At 74.6% G+C, this 15,671-nt stretch carries 17 protein-coding genes and 1 tRNA gene; 6 read left to right on the forward strand and 12 right to left on the reverse strand.

Annotated features, from left to right (window positions below; genetic code table 11):
• Window positions 1-49: 49 nt before the first annotated feature.
• On the reverse strand, window positions 50-952 hold the full coding sequence (locus EDF20_RS13185) for an aminodeoxychorismate lyase (protein WP_133738978.1): 903 nt from the start codon (window positions 950-952) through the stop codon (window positions 50-52).
• A gap of 571 nt (window positions 953-1,523) precedes the next feature.
• Between EDF20_RS13185 and EDF20_RS13190 the strand changes: the two genes are divergently transcribed.
• The gene (locus EDF20_RS13190; RefSeq protein ID WP_133738979.1) at window positions 1,524-2,192 is read left to right on the forward strand and encodes an HAD-IA family hydrolase; all 669 of its coding nucleotides are present in this window, start codon (window positions 1,524-1,526) and stop codon (window positions 2,190-2,192) included.
• A 41-nt stretch (window positions 2,193-2,233) separates the two neighbouring features.
• Here the strand turns inward: EDF20_RS13190 and EDF20_RS13195 are convergent, their stop codons facing one another.
• The 3 genes from EDF20_RS13195 to EDF20_RS13205 all read right to left on the reverse strand — a co-directional run bounded on the left by EDF20_RS13195 (window position 2,234) and on the right by EDF20_RS13205 (window position 4,972).
• Window positions 2,234-3,250, reverse strand: a complete 1,017-nt coding sequence (locus EDF20_RS13195) for an NAD-dependent epimerase/dehydratase family protein (RefSeq protein WP_123547072.1) — start codon at window positions 3,248-3,250, stop codon at window positions 2,234-2,236.
• 261 nt (window positions 3,251-3,511) lie between these two features.
• Window positions 3,512-4,411 (reverse strand): metallophosphoesterase, encoded by a 900-nt coding sequence (locus tag EDF20_RS13200; protein WP_133738980.1) that lies wholly within the window; start codon window positions 4,409-4,411, stop codon window positions 3,512-3,514.
• A 144-nt stretch (window positions 4,412-4,555) separates the two neighbouring features.
• Complete coding sequence (locus tag EDF20_RS13205; protein WP_133738981.1) at window positions 4,556-4,972, reverse strand: hypothetical protein; 417 nt, start codon at window positions 4,970-4,972, stop codon at window positions 4,556-4,558.
• A 166-nt stretch (window positions 4,973-5,138) separates the two neighbouring features.
• Here EDF20_RS13205 and EDF20_RS13210 point away from each other — a divergent pair, with 166 nt between their 5' ends.
• Window positions 5,139-5,558, forward strand: coding sequence for a VOC family protein (locus EDF20_RS13210; RefSeq protein ID WP_133738982.1), 420 nt, complete (start codon window positions 5,139-5,141; stop codon window positions 5,556-5,558).
• Window positions 5,559-5,680: 122 nt separating this feature from the next.
• Window positions 5,681-6,070, forward strand: a complete 390-nt coding sequence (locus EDF20_RS13215) for a YchJ family metal-binding protein (RefSeq protein ID WP_123547068.1) — start codon at window positions 5,681-5,683, stop codon at window positions 6,068-6,070.
• 150 nt (window positions 6,071-6,220) lie between these two features.
• Here the strand turns inward: EDF20_RS13215 and EDF20_RS13220 are convergent, their stop codons facing one another.
• From EDF20_RS13220 to EDF20_RS13245, 6 genes are all read right to left on the reverse strand, one after another.
• Window positions 6,221-6,619: a hypothetical protein gene (locus tag EDF20_RS13220; protein ID WP_123547067.1), complete on the reverse strand. Its 399-nt coding sequence runs from the start codon at window positions 6,617-6,619 to the stop codon at window positions 6,221-6,223.
• A 207-nt stretch (window positions 6,620-6,826) separates the two neighbouring features.
• On the reverse strand, window positions 6,827-8,728 hold the full coding sequence (locus tag EDF20_RS13225; protein ID WP_133738983.1) for a chaplin family protein: 1,902 nt from the start codon (window positions 8,726-8,728) through the stop codon (window positions 6,827-6,829).
• 130 nt (window positions 8,729-8,858) lie between these two features.
• Window positions 8,859-9,935 carry a hypothetical protein gene (locus EDF20_RS13230; RefSeq protein WP_133738984.1) on the reverse strand — a complete coding sequence of 359 codons (1,077 nt, stop codon included), beginning with the start codon at window positions 9,933-9,935 and terminating at the stop codon, window positions 8,859-8,861.
• A 218-nt stretch (window positions 9,936-10,153) separates the two neighbouring features.
• On the reverse strand, window positions 10,154-10,675 hold the full coding sequence (locus tag EDF20_RS13235) for a GNAT family N-acetyltransferase (protein ID WP_133738985.1): 522 nt from the start codon (window positions 10,673-10,675) through the stop codon (window positions 10,154-10,156).
• Between the two features lie 41 nt (window positions 10,676-10,716).
• Window positions 10,717-11,691 carry a DUF429 domain-containing protein gene (locus tag EDF20_RS13240; protein ID WP_208292651.1) on the reverse strand — a complete coding sequence of 325 codons (975 nt, stop codon included), beginning with the start codon at window positions 11,689-11,691 and terminating at the stop codon, window positions 10,717-10,719.
• Window positions 11,688-12,569, reverse strand: a complete 882-nt coding sequence (locus EDF20_RS13245) for a phosphatase PAP2 family protein (RefSeq protein WP_133738986.1) — start codon at window positions 12,567-12,569, stop codon at window positions 11,688-11,690. Before EDF20_RS13245 ends, EDF20_RS13240 begins: the two co-directional genes overlap by 4 nt.
• A gap of 226 nt (window positions 12,570-12,795) precedes the next feature.
• Here EDF20_RS13245 and EDF20_RS13250 point away from each other — a divergent pair, with 226 nt between their 5' ends.
• The gene (locus EDF20_RS13250) at window positions 12,796-13,083 is read left to right on the forward strand and encodes a hypothetical protein (RefSeq protein ID WP_123547062.1); all 288 of its coding nucleotides are present in this window, start codon (window positions 12,796-12,798) and stop codon (window positions 13,081-13,083) included.
• 162 nt (window positions 13,084-13,245) lie between these two features.
• Window positions 13,246-13,318, forward strand: a tRNA-Arg gene (locus EDF20_RS13255).
• 217 nt (window positions 13,319-13,535) lie between these two features.
• Here EDF20_RS13255 and EDF20_RS13260 read toward each other — a convergent pair.
• On the reverse strand, window positions 13,536-13,805 hold the full coding sequence (locus tag EDF20_RS13260) for a hypothetical protein (RefSeq protein WP_133738987.1): 270 nt from the start codon (window positions 13,803-13,805) through the stop codon (window positions 13,536-13,538).
• Between the two features lie 155 nt (window positions 13,806-13,960).
• Between EDF20_RS13260 and EDF20_RS13265 the strand changes: the two genes are divergently transcribed.
• A complete protein-coding gene (locus EDF20_RS13265; protein ID WP_123547015.1) occupies window positions 13,961-14,584 on the forward strand; it encodes a DUF6518 family protein in 624 nt (207 codons plus the stop codon).
• 2 nt (window positions 14,585-14,586) lie between these two features.
• On the opposite strand, the gene EDF20_RS13270 is transcribed toward EDF20_RS13265, so the two are convergent.
• On the reverse strand, window positions 14,587-15,624 hold the full coding sequence (locus tag EDF20_RS13270; protein ID WP_133738988.1) for a LacI family DNA-binding transcriptional regulator: 1,038 nt from the start codon (window positions 15,622-15,624) through the stop codon (window positions 14,587-14,589).
• Window positions 15,625-15,671: the final 47 nt, after the last annotated feature.

Consider the following 15,671-nt stretch of genomic DNA (forward strand, 5'->3'; position numbering starts at 1 on the left):
CGCCGCGTCGCGGGTGCCGCGTCGGGCGCGCCGGGTCGGCCCCGCCGGGTCAGACGCACCGGTCGACGAGCGCGTCGGCAAGCTGCCGGGTGACCTCGGCGTCGACCGTCACCGGCTCGCCGTCCAGCGACGAGAGGGGCGCGACCAGCCGGCCGCTCGAGACGAGCCAGAGCGCGTCGGCCCGGCGTACCTCGTCCATCGGCAGCAGCACCTCGGCGACCTCGTGCCCGAGCGAGCGCAGCACCTCGAAGGCGGCGGCCTGGGTCGTGCCCTCGAGGATCCCCTGGTCGGTGCGCGGCGTGACGAACACGCCGTCGAGACGCGCGATCAGCGACGCCGACGGCCCCTCGAGCGCGTAGCCGTCGCTGCTCACGAAGAGCACGTCGTCGGCTCCCCGGCGGGCGGCCTCGCGCAGCACGCTCTTGTTGACGGCGTACGACAGCGTCTTGGCGCCCTGCAGCAGCCACGGCGAGGTCTGCGCGACGTCGTGCCGGTAGCCGCGGTCGAGCGACACGACGCGGATGCCGTGCACGCGCTCGGCGTCGTGGTCGGGCATCAGCTCGGTGCGCACCCACGCCGTCGGCGTCCCGTCGCCTCCCTCGATGCCCCGGGTCACGACGAGCTTCTGCAGGAGGAGCGGCGCGGGCTCGTGCAGCCTCGCCGACTCGAGGCAGGCGGCCCGGATCACGTCGAGGTCGAGCTCGGGCAGGTCGAGCAGGGCCGCCGAGCGGGCGAGCCGGGCGAGATGCGGCTCCAGCGCTTGGATCGAGCCGTGCGAGACGCCGAGGCCCTCGAAGATCCCGTCGCCGCGGGTGACGCCGAGGTCGGTGACGTGGATCGTGTGCTCGGACGGATCGACGACCCGCCAGCCCGTCTCGCCGGGAGCCCGCGGCGGCCCGCCCGCGGCCGCTCGGTCGATCAGCACGAGGACGGGAGGCGGGGCGTCGGTCATGAGGGCGACGCTAGCAGCGCCCCAGGGCTCCAGGACGGTCGCTAGGCGGACTAGTCAGAACGTCTAGCGAAAGTAGATGATGACCAGGCTTTTCCTTCAGAGTCAACCCCTGCCGGGACGTCGTCTGCAGCCGTAGGCTGGCGGAGCCCGCCTCGAGCAGGCACGTGGCTCTCCGCACCGTCGGAGCTTCACGCAGGGACGATCGCTGCGGAGGGTCACGAGGGGCAGGCCTGCCGCTGCCGGCCTGCCGTTCCCTCCGAGGAGGGGCCGCGCCCCTCGAGCGAGGAGCGCGACCCGAATGCCGCTCCGCGAGCGTGAGCTTCACGGGCAGGGAGCGCTCGCGGTGCGCGACACCCTGTGGGACCGGTGAGGTCCCGACCCGACAAGGCTACGCGTTCCGTCGAGTTCCCCGGAAGGGGGCCAGCGGACGCGCACGGCATGCACAGGCTGCACGGAGCAGCTCGGCCGGACCCGTACCCCGGCGAGGTCCCCCGTCCTGCCCGAGACCGTGCCGGCCACCACCCTGCCGTCCACGGCCGTCCTGCCCACCGTCGTGCGACAGACTGGCGCCATGAGCTCCGAGCAGCCCCGCACGACCCTGACCGCCCGGGCGGTCGTCTTCGACATGGACGGGACGCTCGTCGACTCGACCGCCCTGGTCGAGCGCATCTGGACCGAGTGGTGCGGCCCGCTCGGCCTGCACCCCGGCGAGGTGCTGGCCTTCGCGCACGGCAGGCAGACCGCGGACACGGTCAGGCGGTTCCTGCCCGAGCTGGACGAGGAGGCGGTGCTCCGGCACGTCGACGCCCTGCTGTCGGTCGAGGGCGAGGCCCCCGACGGCGTGGTGGAGATCCCCGGCGCGGCCGCGTTCGTCGCCGCGCTGCCCGGGCAGCTCGTCGCGCTCGTGACGAGCGCCCCGGGGAACATCGCGCGGACCCGCACCGCCGTCGCGGGGGTCGGGCTGCCCGCGGTCGTGCTCGCCTCAGAGGACGTGCCCGTCGGCAAGCCCGCTCCCGACGGGTACCTGCGGGCGGCCGAGCTGCTGGGCGTCGACCCGGGCGACGTCGTCGTCTTCGAGGACGCGGAGGCGGGGCTGCAGGCCGCGCGCGCCTCCGGGGCCCAGGTCGTGGTCGTCGGCGACCACGACGGGCCGGCCGCCGAGGGGCTGACGCGCATCACGGACTACCGCGGCGCCGTGGTCGAGCTCGGCGACGACGGGCTGCTCACGATCACGCTCTGAGCCTGGGCGGCAGAGCCTGGGCGGCAGCGCCCGGGCGGCCGTCAGCCGCTGAGCGGGTGCGAGCCGGCGTGCGAGTCGCGTCGGCCGATCGCGCGGGCGAAGGCGCGCAGCGTGTCGCCGGAGGAGTGCCGGGGCGTCCAGCCGAGCTGCTCGCGCGCGGCGTCCGTCGACATGACGGGGACCTTGGCGGCGATGTCGAGCCAGCCGGGCTCCGTCGGCTGCAGGCGCAGCAGCCACGTCACGAGCGCCGCGGCGCGCATCACGCGGTAGGGCACCGGAAGCAGCCGCGTGCCGAACGCCTCCGCCACCATCTGCGGATCGACGATCGGCTCGGCCGCGAGGTTGAAGGCCCCACCGACCCGGCGGTCGATCGCTCGCCAGAAGGCGTCGGCGACGTCCTCGGCGTGCACGACCTGCGACACGAAGCGCGGCGCGAGGGGGAGGAAGGGGAGGCGGTGGTGCTGCATCCACCGGGTCGGGACCCAGCGGCCGAGGAACAGGCCGATGATCTCGCTCGCGGCGGCAGGCTGGAACACCAGCCCGGGACGCATCCGGGTCAGGACGACGTCGGGGTGTTTCACGGCCCACGCGTCCATCAGTCGTTCGTTGACCGCCTTGTGCTTCGAGTAGCTCGACCGGCGCACGCCCTTGGTCTTGTAGGACTCCGAGACGCGACGCGACTTGGGGCCGCGGCTGTAGGCGCCGACGGACGACGCGACGAGCACGTGCGGCACCCCGGCCAGGGCGACGGCGTCGAGCACGTGGCGCGTCCCGACGACGTTGGTGCGCCACATCGCGTCGCGGTCGTGGCTCGGCTGCAGCGCCCAGCCGAGGTGCACGACGGCGTCGGCGCCGACGAAGGCGCGGGCCAGCCGGTCGGGCGAGGCGTCGTCGCCGACGTCGAGGGTGAACCACTGGACGTCGCCGTACGGCGGCGAGGCCGTGCGGGGCGCACGACGGGCGATGCCGACCAGCTCGGTGACGTCGGCTTCGGACTGGAGCCGCGTCAACAGGGCCGTGCCCAGGTTGCCGGTGGCTCCGACGACGACCACGCGCATGCTGCGGTCTCCCTCGCATAGCTCTCGGACAGGTGTGGACGCCTGGGGCTGCTGTCGCGGACCTGACGTCCCGTCGAGCCTACGCGGCGCGCCTGGGCCGCCGCCCGGGAGGGGCGACGTGCTGCAGGCTGCTGCCTGGAGCGTCGAGTTGCCCCGAACGGCTGCCCGGCAGTCTCGGAGGCGACCGTTCGGGGCAACTCGCGCAGTCAGGGGGAGGTGAGGGAGCGGGAGCGCGCGGGGGAGGCGGAGGTGAGGGAGGGATCAGGCGGGGGCCGGGGCGCCGGCGGCCACGGCGATCGCGCGCACCGCCTCCTCGTCGAGGACGAACACCTCGGCGCCGTCGTGCTCGTCGTGCACCCGCACCGGCGTCGAGCGCGCCGAGCCGTCGGGGAGCAGGTCGACGATGAGGAACCCCGACCCGCGCACGGCCCGCTCCGTGCCGTGCGGCGCGCAGACGTCGGTCTCGTTCGCGACCGCCGGGGCCACGAGCACGGGCACCCCCGCCAGGGAGCCGACCACGGGGCGGTGGTAGTGGCCGGCGAGGACGACGCGGACGTCCGTTCCCTCGAGTGCCTCCGCCAGCGCCTCCGGAGCCTGCAGCGCCAGCGACTCGTGAAGCGTGGTGGGCGCGGGGAGCGGCGGGTGGTGCAGCACGACCACGCTGCCGCGCGGGGCCGGCTCGGCGAGCAGGTCGCGGAGGCGGTCGAGCTGCTCCGGTCGCAGCAGGCCGTAGCCGGCCCGCGGCACCGAGGTGTCGAGTGTGACGACGCGCCAGCCGTCGACGAGCGAGACGCCGTCGACGGACTCCGTGGCGCAGGGCTGGGCGCCGTGCGCGAGGTGGCCGTCGCCGAGCACCTCCGTGAAGCCGGCGCGCAGGTCGTGGTTGCCGGGCACGAGGACGACGTCGACCTGCCCGTCCCGGCTCGCGGCCCAGGCCTCGAGCCGGTCGCGCAGCAGGGCGTAGGAGGCGGTGCTCCCGTCGTCCGACAGGTCGCCCGAGCCGACGAGCAGCCGGACGCCGTCGACCCGGGCCGCCTCGGCGAGGACGCGGTCGAGGGCGGCGAGCGTGTCGACGGACCCCTGGTGCAGGCTCCCGTCGCCGCTCAGGTGGGAGTCGCTCAGGTGGACGACGCGCAGGGCTCCGGGCGGAAGGGCGAACATGCGCCGACCCTACTCACTGGCCGACGGCGGGTGATCGTGCTGGAGGGCGGGTCGCGCGGGACCCGCCCTCGGCGCCGGATGCCCGCCCTCGGCGTGCGGGCGTGCGGGCGTGCGGGCGTGCGGGCACGCGACCGGTCGGCGCGGCTAGGCCAGGAACTGCTCGACGGGCCCGAGGCGCGCGTCGAGCTTGGCGCCGAGCTCGGCGAACATCGCGGTGACCGCGTCCCACTGCTCGTGCGAGGGGTTCTGCGGCTCGACGTAGAGGCCGTAGAACCGGCGACCGAGCGCGAGGGTCTCGAGCAGCACCGTCTCGGTGTCGTCGAGGAACTGCGTGCCGTCCTTGTTCAGGTCGGACGGCGACACGTTCAGGCCGGTCAGGGTGCGGAAGCCGCCCGCCGTCAGCGCCTTCGCGGTCGCCGCCCGGGAGAGCCGCGGCAGTCGTTCCCGGCCGCCGCGCGGGTCGCCGTGGATGGTGCTCGCCTCGAGGCGGGCCCGGACGTGCGCGAACACGAGCTCCGGCTCGAGCACGGGGTGGGTGCCCGGGGGCGGAGGGGTGGCCATGTGCCCACTGTGGCAGGGCGGGCGGTGCGCGGTCAGGCCCAGTTCGGGGCCGACCCGGCCGGGGGTGGTGGCGCCTCCTCGACGCTGCCATCATGCCGGGAGGCAGCGTGGTCGCCGGCCCGCGCCGCCCTCCCGACGTGCCGGCGACACGACCGAGGGAGCACCGATGTCCGTCCAGCTCACGCCGTATCTCGCGTTCCGCACCCAGGCCCGCGAGGCACTCGACTTCTACGCCTCCGTCTTCGGCGGCGTCCCCACCTACAGCAGCTACTCCGAGTTCGGCACGGGCGGCGAGGGCGAGGGCGACAAGGTCATGCACGGGCAGCTCGCGACGCCGCACGGGCTCCTCCTCATGGCGGCCGACCGGCCCGACTCGGTCCCGCTCGAGAGCGAGAACGCGATCTCGCTCTCGCTCTTCGGCGCCGCCGAGGACGAGGACAGGCTGACCGGCTGGTTCGCCGCGCTCGCCGAGGGCGGCACGGTCCACGAGCAGCTCGCGAAGGCGCCGTGGGGCGACAGCTTCGGCCAGCTCGACGACCGGTTCGGCATCCACTGGATGGTGAACATCGGCGGCGAGGCGGCCTGAGGCGCCGAGGTCGACCCAGGGCGAGGGAGCCGAGGAGGTGCGGGGCGGCCGGGCAGCCGTGCCGCACCTCCTGCGGGCGGTCGCGTGCCGAGCTGGCGTGCGCGGTCGACGATGATGGAGGGATGGACGACTCCGCACGCTGCCCCTGCCTGAGCGGCGAGACCTGGGGGGCGTGCTGCGGGCCCCTGCACGCGCACGTCGTGCCGGCTCCCACCGCCGAGCGGCTGATGCGCTCGCGGTACTCGGCGTTCGCCGTCGGCGACGTCGGCTGGCTGCTCGAGACGTGGCACCCGTCGACCCGTCCGGACGAGCTGGAGCTCGACCCGACGGCGCGGTGGTTCCGGCTCGACGTGCTGCGGACCGAGCGTGGCGGGCCGCTCGACGACCAGGGCGTGGTCGAGTTCGCGGCGCACCGCCGGGTCGACGGGGACGCCGAGGTGCAGCGCGAGGTCAGCCGGTTCGTGCGCGACCGTTCGCGCCGGTGGCTGTACGTCGACGGCGTGCCCAGCTAGTCGGCGGGTTCCCGTCGCCCTCGGCGGGTGGATTCGGCGTGCGGCGGGTTCCCGTCGTCGGTGGCGGGTGGGCGCTCACCCGCCGGGAGCTACGCGAACCCGCCGACTCTGCAGAACAGCCCGCGCGGGGCACGCGGTGCGAGGTCAGGGCTAGGGCTGCGGGGTGCCCTGCGGGTGAGCGCCGGGGTCGAGCTGCCCGCCCGTCGACGCACGGCCGAGGGCGTGGGCGAGCTCGGCGAACGCCTCCTGCGACCGGGCCGCGCCGAGCGCCCCGCCCTTGACGAGACCGGTGCCGAGGTCGCGGCTGAGGCGCACCACGAGGCGGTCGGAGTCGTCGACGAAGTACTGGAGCCAGAGCACGACGTGGAACGCCTTGCCGGCGAAGACCCCCAGGAACAGCGTCTTGGTGAGGTCGCCGCGCACGGCCTTGGTGCTGCCGTTCGGCATCTGCTCGAGCCTGAACCCCTGCGCCTGGGCCACGTGGTCGACGAGCCTGCGCGAGTCGTCGTGCGGTCCCGTGAAGAAGTAGTCGTAGCTGCTGTCGGCCATGCGTCCCCCGTGTGGTTCCCCTGTCGCCCGAGCGGGCTCCGAGCGACAACCTAGCGCCACCCGCCGTGCTCGGACGCGTCCGCGCACGGCGACGCACCGCAGGCCCTGATCCGGTCTGCGGTGCGCCGCCGTGCGGAGCTGTCGCTGTTGCTGTTGCTGTTGCTGTCGCTGTTGCCGTCGCGGTCGCGGGTGCGATCGCGTCGTCGCTCAGGCGCGTGCCCGGCGACGAGCCGCGAGCAGCAGTCCGAGCCCGGCGAGGAGGGCCAGCAGGCCGGCCGCGAGGCCGCCCGTCGACTCGCTGCCGGTGAACGCGAGGGCCGAGGTGTCGGCCGCCGCGGCGACGGGCTGACCAGCCGAGGAGGCGGTCGAGACGAACACGGTGCGTCCCACCGTGGAGGCGGTCACCACGCCGGTGCCGGGGTCGGTCGTCACGACGACCTCGCCGCCGCCGGTCGTCGGCGGGACGTCGCCGTCACCCTCGGTCGTCGGGGTGGTGGGGTCCGACGGGTCGAAGGGGAAGGCGGGCGTCACGGGGACCACCGGGGTGCCGGGGTCCGCCGGGTCGACGGGGGTGCCTGGGTCGACGGGCGTGGTGCCGGTGGTGCCCGTCGGGTCGGTGCTGCTGTCGCCGATGACGGTCACGGCGTTCCCGCCGAGGTCGATCGGGATCGTGATGACGGGGATGATCTGGGTGCCGCCGGCGATGCCGTCGTCACCCGAGGTCGTGCTGCCGGTGCCGGTGCCGGTGCCGGTGGCGGGCGTGGTGCTGGTGCCCGTGCCCGTGCCGGTGGTGGTGGTGCTGCTGCTGTCGCCGATGATGCTGACGGCGTTGCCGCCGGCGGTGACCGGTGCGGTGATGACGGGCACGATCTGGGTGCCGCCGGCGATGCCGTCGTCGCCCGAGGTGGTGCCGCTGGTGCCGGTGGCGGGCGTGGTGCCGGTGCCGGTGCCGGTGCCGGTGCCGGTGCCGGTGCCGGTGCCGGTGGTGGTGCCGGTGCTGCTGCTGTCGCCGATGATGCTGACGGCGTTGCCGCCGACCATGACGGGAGCCGTCACGACGGGTGCGATCTGGGTGCCGCCGGCGATGCCGTCGTCGCCCGAGGTGGTGCCGGTGCCGGTGGCGGTGCCGGGCGTGGTGCTGGTGCCCGTGCCGGTGGTGGTGCCGGTGCTGCTGCTGTCGCCGATGACGCTGACGGCGTTGCCGCCGGCGGTGACCGGTGCCGTGATCACGGGCACGACCTGGGTGCCGCCGGCGATGCCGTCATCACCCGAGGTGGTGCCCGTCGAGCCTGCTCCGGACGAGCCCGAGCCCGTCGAGGGCGTCGTGCCGACGGCCGGCGTGGTGCCGGTCGAGCTGCTGTCGCCGAGGACGCTGACCGCGTTGCCGCCGATCGTGACCGGCACCGAGACGCCGGGGACGATCTGCGTGCCGCCGAGGACGGAGTCCACACCGCTCGTCGTCGCCCCGGGAGTCGCCGGGGTCGACGTGGTCGGGGTCGTCGTCGCCGGTGCGCCCGCGTCCGTGCTGGAGCTGTCGCCGAGGAGCGACAGCCCGTTGCCCGAGATCGTCACCGGGAGGGCGACGTCGACGAGTGCCTGGGTGCCGCCGCCGATCGAGTCGCTGCCGGAGGTGGTCGCCGCGGGAGCCTCGACCGGTGCGGTCGGAGCCGCGGCGGCAGGCGCCGCGGGCGCGGCCGGAGCCGTGCTGGCCGTGTCGCCGACGACCGAGATCGCGTTGACGGTGACCGTGACCGGCACGTCGACCGAGACGATTCCCTGCGTGCCCGAGAGCAGACCGGAGTCACCGCTGGTCGTCGTGACCGGGGCGGGAGCAGGAGCAGGAGCCGGCGCGGGTGCCGGTGCCGGTGCGGCAGCAGGCGCAGGGGCAGCAGGGGCCGCCGGCGCCGTCGCGGCGCTGTCGCCGACGACCGAGATCGCGTTGCCGAGTGCCGACACGGGGGCGTCGACAACGGCCTGGACCTGGGTGCCCGAGAGCAGCCCGTCGTCCCCGGTGGTGGCAGGTGCCGCGTTCGCGGCGGTGGTTCCGAGGGCCCAGAGGCCTCCGACGAAGAGCGCTCCGGTGAGCCCTCTCGAGACGTACTTGTTCATGACGAACTCCAAGAGTGAGATGAGGTGTGGTGCCGCGGTCTCGCGGCGTGGTCGCGTGTGTCGTCGGCAGGCAGGTGCCTGCTGTCGGGCCGGCTGCGGGTGCAGCAGGGCCCTGACGACGCGACCGACCTCAGTCGGGGGAGCTGTCGGTGTCGTACGTGGGCGTCGACGGGAGATCGTCGTCGCCGTCCGCGGAGCCCGCCGAGACGGCGAGACCGGGAAGCGAGGAGGGGCGGGCCGCGTCGCCGACGACGGCTCCCGCCGAGCCGGCACCCGCGCCGGCCGAGCCGGAGCCGGTCGACCCGGTGCCGCCCGAGGGCAGGCCCGGGAGGCCGTCGTCGCCGAGGGGCGAGCGGTCGTCGCCGGGCAGGGGAGAGACGGGAGCCGGGGTGCCCGCGCCTGCGGGAAGGACAGCACCGGCGGCGGACGCCTGCGCTGCGATGCGGTCGCGAAGGATGCTGACGGGGTCGGCCGCGACCACGTCGGCAGAGCCGACCGTCGCCTCGTCGGCCAGGGTGGCGGCGGCCGCGTCGTCGCCGGCTGCGATGCCGCTGGCAGGAGTCGAGGGGAGCGAGCCGCCGACGTGCGCACCGGGCGTGCCGGGCAGGTCGGGCAGGGGAGTCGTCACGGGCGGGACCGGCACGCCGGGCAGGCCCGGAGCAGGTGCTGCCGCCGCGTCGCCCGTGCTGCTGAGCGCGGTGTCGACGACACCGGCGACGGGGGCCGTGACGGCCGAGACCGGTGCCTGGCCGACGACGGCGGGGACGACGGGGGTGGCGGCGACGACCTTGTCGACGACCTGTGCGACCGGGGCCACGACGCTCGAGACGGGAGCCGCGGCGGCCACCTGCTGCACGGCCTGCGGCACCACCGGCGCCACGGCCTGGACGACCTGCTGCACCGGGGGAGCGACCGCGGCGGCCTGGGTGGCGACCTGCGTGACCGTCGACACCGCGCCTCCTGCGGTCGTCCCGACGGCGGCGACGGGAGCGTCGAGCGACTGCACGACGCCCCCGACCGCGGACGTGACGCCGCCGAGCAGCGACGAGTCGGCCGGCGGAGCGGCCGGTGCTGCCGACGCGGACGTCGACGAGAAGAACAGGCTCAGCACGACTGCCGCGAGAGCGACGAGGCCGGAGACCACGAGGAGGCGCACGAAGGAGAGCGCGGCCGGTCGCCGCATCGTCCCCTCGGCCGTCTGATCCACGGCACACCTTCTTCGGTCGCTGAGCTGCTGCCGGGGTGGTTGGGCCCGGCCGACGGGGGTGGTGGCCCCCGCTGTGCCCCTTTTCTACGCTGGTGGACCGGAGATGTCCACGAAGATCCCTCATTTGTACCCCGGGATCCGCCTGGGCATCTCCTGTGGAGGGGGCACGGGGGCGGATGTCGGCCGGGGCAGGCCGTGAGGGGTCCGCCGGGCCGGGATCAGGCGAGCGGCAGCCTGAGCTCCAGCTCGCGGCTCTCGGGGTCGAGCACGTACGGCACGGTGACGCCCGTCGGCTCGAAGCCCCGCCGGCGGTAGTACGCGACCGCGCGCGGGTTGTCCTCGTGGACGTGCAGCGTCAGCGCCGAGCCCTCGGTGCGCGCCCACTCGACCACCGTGTCGAGCAGGGCGTCGGCGACCCCCGCCTCCTTGCCTCGCCGGCTCGGCCGCACGTAGACGCCGACGAGCATCGGGCTGCCGGGCGCATCGAGGTAGCCGCCCATGGTGCCGACCCACTCGCCGGTCTCGTCGTCGACGGCGGCGAGCAGCACGCTGTGGGGCGCCTGTCCGCGGGCGCCGCGCGAGCGCCACTCGGCCTCGCCGTGGGTCAGCCCGGTGGCGAGGGTCTCGCCGTACGCCAGGGGGGTGTCCTCGAGCATCTCGAGTCGCAGGTCGCGCACCTGCTGCCAGTCGTCGGCGGTCGTGCGGCGGATCGTGACGGTGCTCGGGACGCGCGGGCTCATGCGCCCAGCGTGCCACGCGCTGCCCGCCTGCCGCGCGCGGCTCAGCGCCGGGCGCGCCCGACGGGCACGGTGCCCTCGGGTGCGGCGAGCCGCTGCGCCTCGCGCGCGGGCGAGATCAGCGTCGCGCGCCGGCCGAGCGCGTCGGGCTCGGCGGCCGCCCCGAGCACCTGCATCCGCTCGGGACGCTGCGCCCGCATCGACGCCGTCCACGCGCAGACGAGGGCGTCGAGCAGGTCCTCGCGGTGCTTGTACGGCCGGTCGACGAGCGGCGACGGCTCGTCGACGAGGAGTCGCGACACCGGGTGCGAGAGCAGCCGCAGCGGCGGGTCGACCGAGTCGAGGGCGGCCAGGCGCGAGATCAGGTCGTCGCAGGCGACCGCGCGTGCGCCGCGCCGCTCCTCCTTGGCGACGGTCGTGTCGGGACGCTTGTAGCGCGGCCGGCGCTCGTCGTAGCCGAGCTCCGCGGCCCCGACGAGCGTCGTGTACGGGTAGCACTCGAAGTACGAGACGGCGTCGGCCGGCACGGGCTCGACCCCGTCGTCGTAGACGGCTCCGGAGGCGGCCAGGCGCTCGCCGAGGGTGCGTCCGCCGAGCCACGGCAAGGAGGCGCTGGAGGCGTTCGCCGACACGTGCCACCGACCGTACGCCCGGCCCACGAGCCGTTCGCTCGGCCGCATGCCGGTCGCGTTCGGCACCAGCACGGGGGCGTCGATCGCGACGTGCGACCCCGGAGCGGCCCAGTGCAGCACCCACTCGGCCACCTCGTCGATGCCCCGCGCCCAGCCGGCGTCGAGCACGGTCCCGTCGGCGGCGATCACCGCCAGGCCCGTCTCGTTCGCGGGCTTCGTCGGGGTGGAGTCGCGCCAGGCGAGGTCGACGCCGAGGTAGCGCGGGGCATCGGCGGAGCGGTGCTCGCCAGCACCGTGCTCGTCGGAGTGGTGCTCGGCAGCACCGTGCTCGTCGTGGCGCTGCCCGGCAGCACCGCCCCCGGCAGCCTCGGCCCCGGCGTCGGTCACGAGCGGCGGTCGAGCTTCCAGCCGACCCAGGCGGTGACGAGCACGACCCCGGCCGCGGCGAGCCGGGCGCCCGTCAGCACGCCGCTGCCGGTCGAGGTCGTCACGCTCATGTCGCTGCCGATCCCGATGCCCCAGACGAGGCCCGAGATCGTGAGGCAGGCGACGAGCGCGAGCCCCAGCAGGCCGGAGGTGAGCGCGAAGGCCTTGGGCCCGACTGCGTCGACGGCGGCCGGGCTGCGGAGGCGGCCGCGGGCCCTCCCTGCGAGGCGCGAGGCCGTGAAGCGGACGGCGGCGAGCCAGAAGAGGGCGACGGCGCAGGCGCCGACGATGTCGCTCGAGCGGTGCCAGCCGTAGGCGACGGTCTGCTCGGCGACGATCGCGGCGAAGGCCGTGCCGATGAGGAACACGAGCGGGCGCACGTGGCGGCCGAACGCCGTCATCACGGCGAAGAGGGCGGCGACGGCGATCGTCGTGTGGCCGCTCGGGAAGCTGTTGCCGTACAGCTCGCCGGTGAGGTCGGGGCGCGGCACGAGCTGCTTGAGCACCTGGGTCGTCACCGTCGCGCCGATGATGAGCACGCCCGACTGCAGGGCGGCCCCGGGCCGGCGTCGGAGGAACGCGACCAGCATCGTCAGTCCGACGAGCAGCATGAGCGCTGCGGGCGAGATCGCGTCGAGCGCGGAGCCGGAACCGAGGAGGCGGTCGTCGTCGACCGAGCTGAGGATGCTGTCCTCGACGGACTGGCCCGTCTCGGTGAGCACGGCCATGACGTACACGCCGCCGAACGCGACGACGGAGGCGCCCGCCGCCACGATCCACCGGGCCGACCCGTGTCGCCGGACGGCGCTCGAGGTCGGGAGAACGCGGGCTGCAGTCACTTCCCCATAGAACAGCACCCCTCCTGGACGCCGCCTCACACCTGCCTGGTGATGCGTCGAGAAGGGCGCGACTCACAGGAGGCGGCACCTGACGGAGCGGGCCGGTTCCGTCTGCTGCGGCCCGCCTCCTGGGGCGTCCCCCTCCTCCTGGGAGGCGCGGCGGCTCGCCGGAGCATGATCGACGCACATCAGCCGACACGGTCGGCTCGACACGAGGAGGCGCTCGATGAGCACCACGAACAGCAACGAGCCGCAGCAGGGCGGGGTCACCGACGAGACGGCCGAGTTCGGCGACCGCTCGCAGGTCCCCGTCGCGGGCAGCACCGAGAACCACGGCGACGTGGAGCAGCCCGTCGCTCCCGGCACCGACGACGAGCCCGACCACGTCACAGGTCGCGAGGCCACCGGCGACGTGCTCGACCGCACGGGATCGGTCGACGCCTCCGACGTCGACGACCTTCTCGGCCGCCGCGAGGACCGCGACGACGACCACGAGGGCCCGCGCGCGCCGTAGCTCGCGATCGATGTGACGCTTGTGAGGGGTCTGCTCGCCGCAGATGCCCTCGTCGCGTCACCTCGTTCGCCAGAGAGCCGGGCTGAGACGAGGAGGCGCCCTCGATTCGCGAGGACGCCGTCGGTCGTGTAGTGTTTCCCCCGGCCATTCGGCCGAGAAAACGCGCCTGTAGCTCAACGGATAGAGCATCTGACTACGGATCAGAAGGTTGGGGGTTCGAGTCCCTCCAGGCGCACGACACTCAGCGCGGCCCCTGCCCTACTAGGCAGGGGCCGTTCTTCGTTTTGGTGCTCGTCTGGCCGCCTGCCGGCGGCGTGCGTCCTGCGGACGCGAGCCTGCCGGCGGTCGGCTTCCTGCGGACGCGAGCCTGCCGGCGGTCGGCTTCCTGCGGACGCGAGCCTGCCGGCGGTCGGCGTCCTGCGGACGCGAGCCTGGCCGCGGCGGGTCCCGAGCTAGTCGTCGACGGCCGGAGGCGCGGGGCGCGGGTGGCGGATGGTCGCGACGGTGCCCGTGACGCAGACGGCGGTCGCGAGGAGCAGTGCGACGAGGAAGAGGACGTGCCCCACGGCCACACCTCGGCTGTCAGTCGCCATCGCGACGACGACGCTCACGGCGGAGGTCAGCCACACGACCGCGGCGATGCCCCAGCCCACGGAGGAGCCGCGGAACGTCGGCTTCTGCAGGCGGAGCCGGCCCTGGTCGCGGTTCGTCTCGTCGTCCATCGTCGTGGTCCCCTCGTCGTCGTCGACCTCTCCACCGTACGTCGAGCCCCCTCGCCGGCTCAAGGGCCGGGCCGCGAGCGGGGTCCTCCTCCAGGATGGCGAGCATCGTCCGCGAGACGGTCGGCACGAGGCCGCGGGCCTGTGATGCTCGCGGGATGAAGCGTTCGTCCACGGTGACCCTCGCGCGGTGGCTGCTGGGCGCCGCGGCCGGCCTCGTGCTCGGCGGTGCCACCTCCTACGGCCAGCAGTACCTGCCTGGCGGGCTGAGCTCGTTCGCGAACTCGAGCGGCGGCTGGACGGTCCTCACCTTCGCGACCGTCGTCGTGGTCACGCGGAGGCCGAGCGCTCGCAGGTGGTGGACGGCAGCCGGTCTCGGTCTCGTCGTCTTCCACGCCGCGGTCCAGGGGTACGTGGTCGTGTCCACCCTGCGGGGCTTCCCCGACTCGTACGGTCCGGGCGACTTCTGGTTCACGGCGGCGACCCTGGCCGGGCCCGTCATCGGGCTCGCCGGGCTGTGGTGGTGGTCGCGGCGCCCCGTCCTCCGTGCGGCGGGGATCGCGGTCCTCGCCGCCGTGATGATCGGCGACGGCGTCTCCGGGCTCGTCCGCGTCGCGGAGACGACGGGGACGACTTGGTGGCTGATCAGCATCGCGCTGGGCGTCGCGGCGCTCGGCTGGGTCGTGGTCCGTCGCCTCGACGGGTGGCGGGAGCGCGCGCTCGCTGTCGGGCTCACGACCGTCGGGGCCGCGGCCTTCGTCGCCCTGTTCAGCGTGCTCTGACCTCAGCCTGCTCTGACGCTGCTGCTGCGCACGATCAGGCGTGGCGGCAGCACGACCGTCTCGTGCCGGTGGGTCGACGGGTGGTCGAGCTCGTCCCGGAGGAGGCGCATGGCCTGGCCTCCCATCTCGACGCCGGGCTGCCCCACGGTCGTGAGCGGGAGGGTCGTGCCCTGGGCGAAGTGGTTGTCGTCGTAGCCGGTGATCGACAGATCGCGGGGGATGTCCACCCCGCCGAGCAGCAACGACTGCACGATGCCCGACGCGAGTGCGTCGGAGGCGGCGACGATCCCGTCCGGCCTGCCTGCCGCCTCCTGGGCGAGGAGTTCGCTGCCCACGGTGAGACCGGCGCGCACCGTCAGTGCCGAGGTGGTCATCAGGCGGAGCGAGACGCCGGCGTCTCGGGCCGCGGCCGAGGCGCCCTCGAACCGGTGCCGCACGGCGGTGAGGTCGAGGGGGCCGCCGACGAAGACGAGCTCCCGGCGGCCCTGCTCGAGGAGGTGCTCGGCCGCCAGGCGTCCGCCGAGCTCCTCGTCGACGACGACGCCGCAGCTCTCGTCGCCGTCGCCCGGCCAGTTGACGTAGACGACTCGCAGCCCGCGACGCCGCAGCCGACGCGCCTCGTCCATCGGGCCGTCGAACGGGGCGAGGACGATGCCCGCCGCCTGGGCCTGCTCGAACAGGTTGAGGTACCCCGTCTGCTTGTCGAGGTCGACGTCGGAGTTGCCGAGCAGCACCGACTGCTGAGCGAGGTCCGCCTCGCGCTCGACGCCGCGGGCGATGTCGAGGAAGTACGAGTTGCTGAGGTCGACGGCGACGAAGCCGACGAGGGTGCCCCGGCCCGCTGCGAGGGTGCGCGCGGAGGTGTTCGGCACGAAGCCGAGGGAGGCGATGGCCGACTCGACCTTCAGGCGCGTCGCCGGTCGGACCCGGTCGGGCGTGTTCACCACGTTCGACACCGTGCCCAGCGAGACCCCGGCCAGCCTCGCGACGTCGGCCATCACCGGCGGGCGGTGCGGGGAGGGAGGGATCGAGACGCTCATCGTGGAGCCGAGCCTAGCTCGCGATCGATCGAGATCGGGTGTTGACA

Source organism: Frigoribacterium sp. PhB116 (assembly GCF_004364285.1).
In the GTDB taxonomy this organism is placed as follows: Bacteria; Actinomycetota; Actinomycetes; order Actinomycetales; family Microbacteriaceae; genus Frigoribacterium.

Bases quoted from the DNA above. Each gene is read 5' to 3' on its own strand.
- EDF20_RS13185 (WP_133738978.1), bottom strand. From the start codon at position 952: ATGACCGACGCCCCGCCTCCCGTCCTCGTGCTGATCGACCGAGCGGCC.
- EDF20_RS13190 (WP_133738979.1), top strand. From the start codon at position 1,524: ATGAGCTCCGAGCAGCCCCGCACGACCCTGACCGCCCGGGCGGTCGTC.
- EDF20_RS13195 (WP_123547072.1), bottom strand. From the start codon at position 3,250: ATGCGCGTGGTCGTCGTCGGAGCCACCGGCAACCTGGGCACGGCCCTG.
- EDF20_RS13200 (WP_133738980.1), bottom strand. From the start codon at position 4,411: ATGTTCGCCCTTCCGCCCGGAGCCCTGCGCGTCGTCCACCTGAGCGAC.
- EDF20_RS13205 (WP_133738981.1), bottom strand. From the start codon at position 4,972: ATGGCCACCCCTCCGCCCCCGGGCACCCACCCCGTGCTCGAGCCGGAG.
- EDF20_RS13210 (WP_133738982.1), top strand. From the start codon at position 5,139: ATGTCCGTCCAGCTCACGCCGTATCTCGCGTTCCGCACCCAGGCCCGC.
- EDF20_RS13215 (WP_123547068.1), top strand. From the start codon at position 5,681: ATGGACGACTCCGCACGCTGCCCCTGCCTGAGCGGCGAGACCTGGGGG.
- EDF20_RS13220 (WP_123547067.1), bottom strand. From the start codon at position 6,619: ATGGCCGACAGCAGCTACGACTACTTCTTCACGGGACCGCACGACGAC.
- EDF20_RS13225 (WP_133738983.1), bottom strand. From the start codon at position 8,728: ATGAACAAGTACGTCTCGAGAGGGCTCACCGGAGCGCTCTTCGTCGGA.
- EDF20_RS13235 (WP_133738985.1), bottom strand. From the start codon at position 10,675: ATGAGCCCGCGCGTCCCGAGCACCGTCACGATCCGCCGCACGACCGCC.
- EDF20_RS13250 (WP_123547062.1), top strand. From the start codon at position 12,796: ATGAGCACCACGAACAGCAACGAGCCGCAGCAGGGCGGGGTCACCGAC.
- EDF20_RS13260 (WP_133738987.1), bottom strand. From the start codon at position 13,805: ATGGACGACGAGACGAACCGCGACCAGGGCCGGCTCCGCCTGCAGAAG.
- EDF20_RS13265 (WP_123547015.1), top strand. From the start codon at position 13,961: ATGAAGCGTTCGTCCACGGTGACCCTCGCGCGGTGGCTGCTGGGCGCC.
- EDF20_RS13270 (WP_133738988.1), bottom strand. From the start codon at position 15,624: ATGAGCGTCTCGATCCCTCCCTCCCCGCACCGCCCGCCGGTGATGGCC.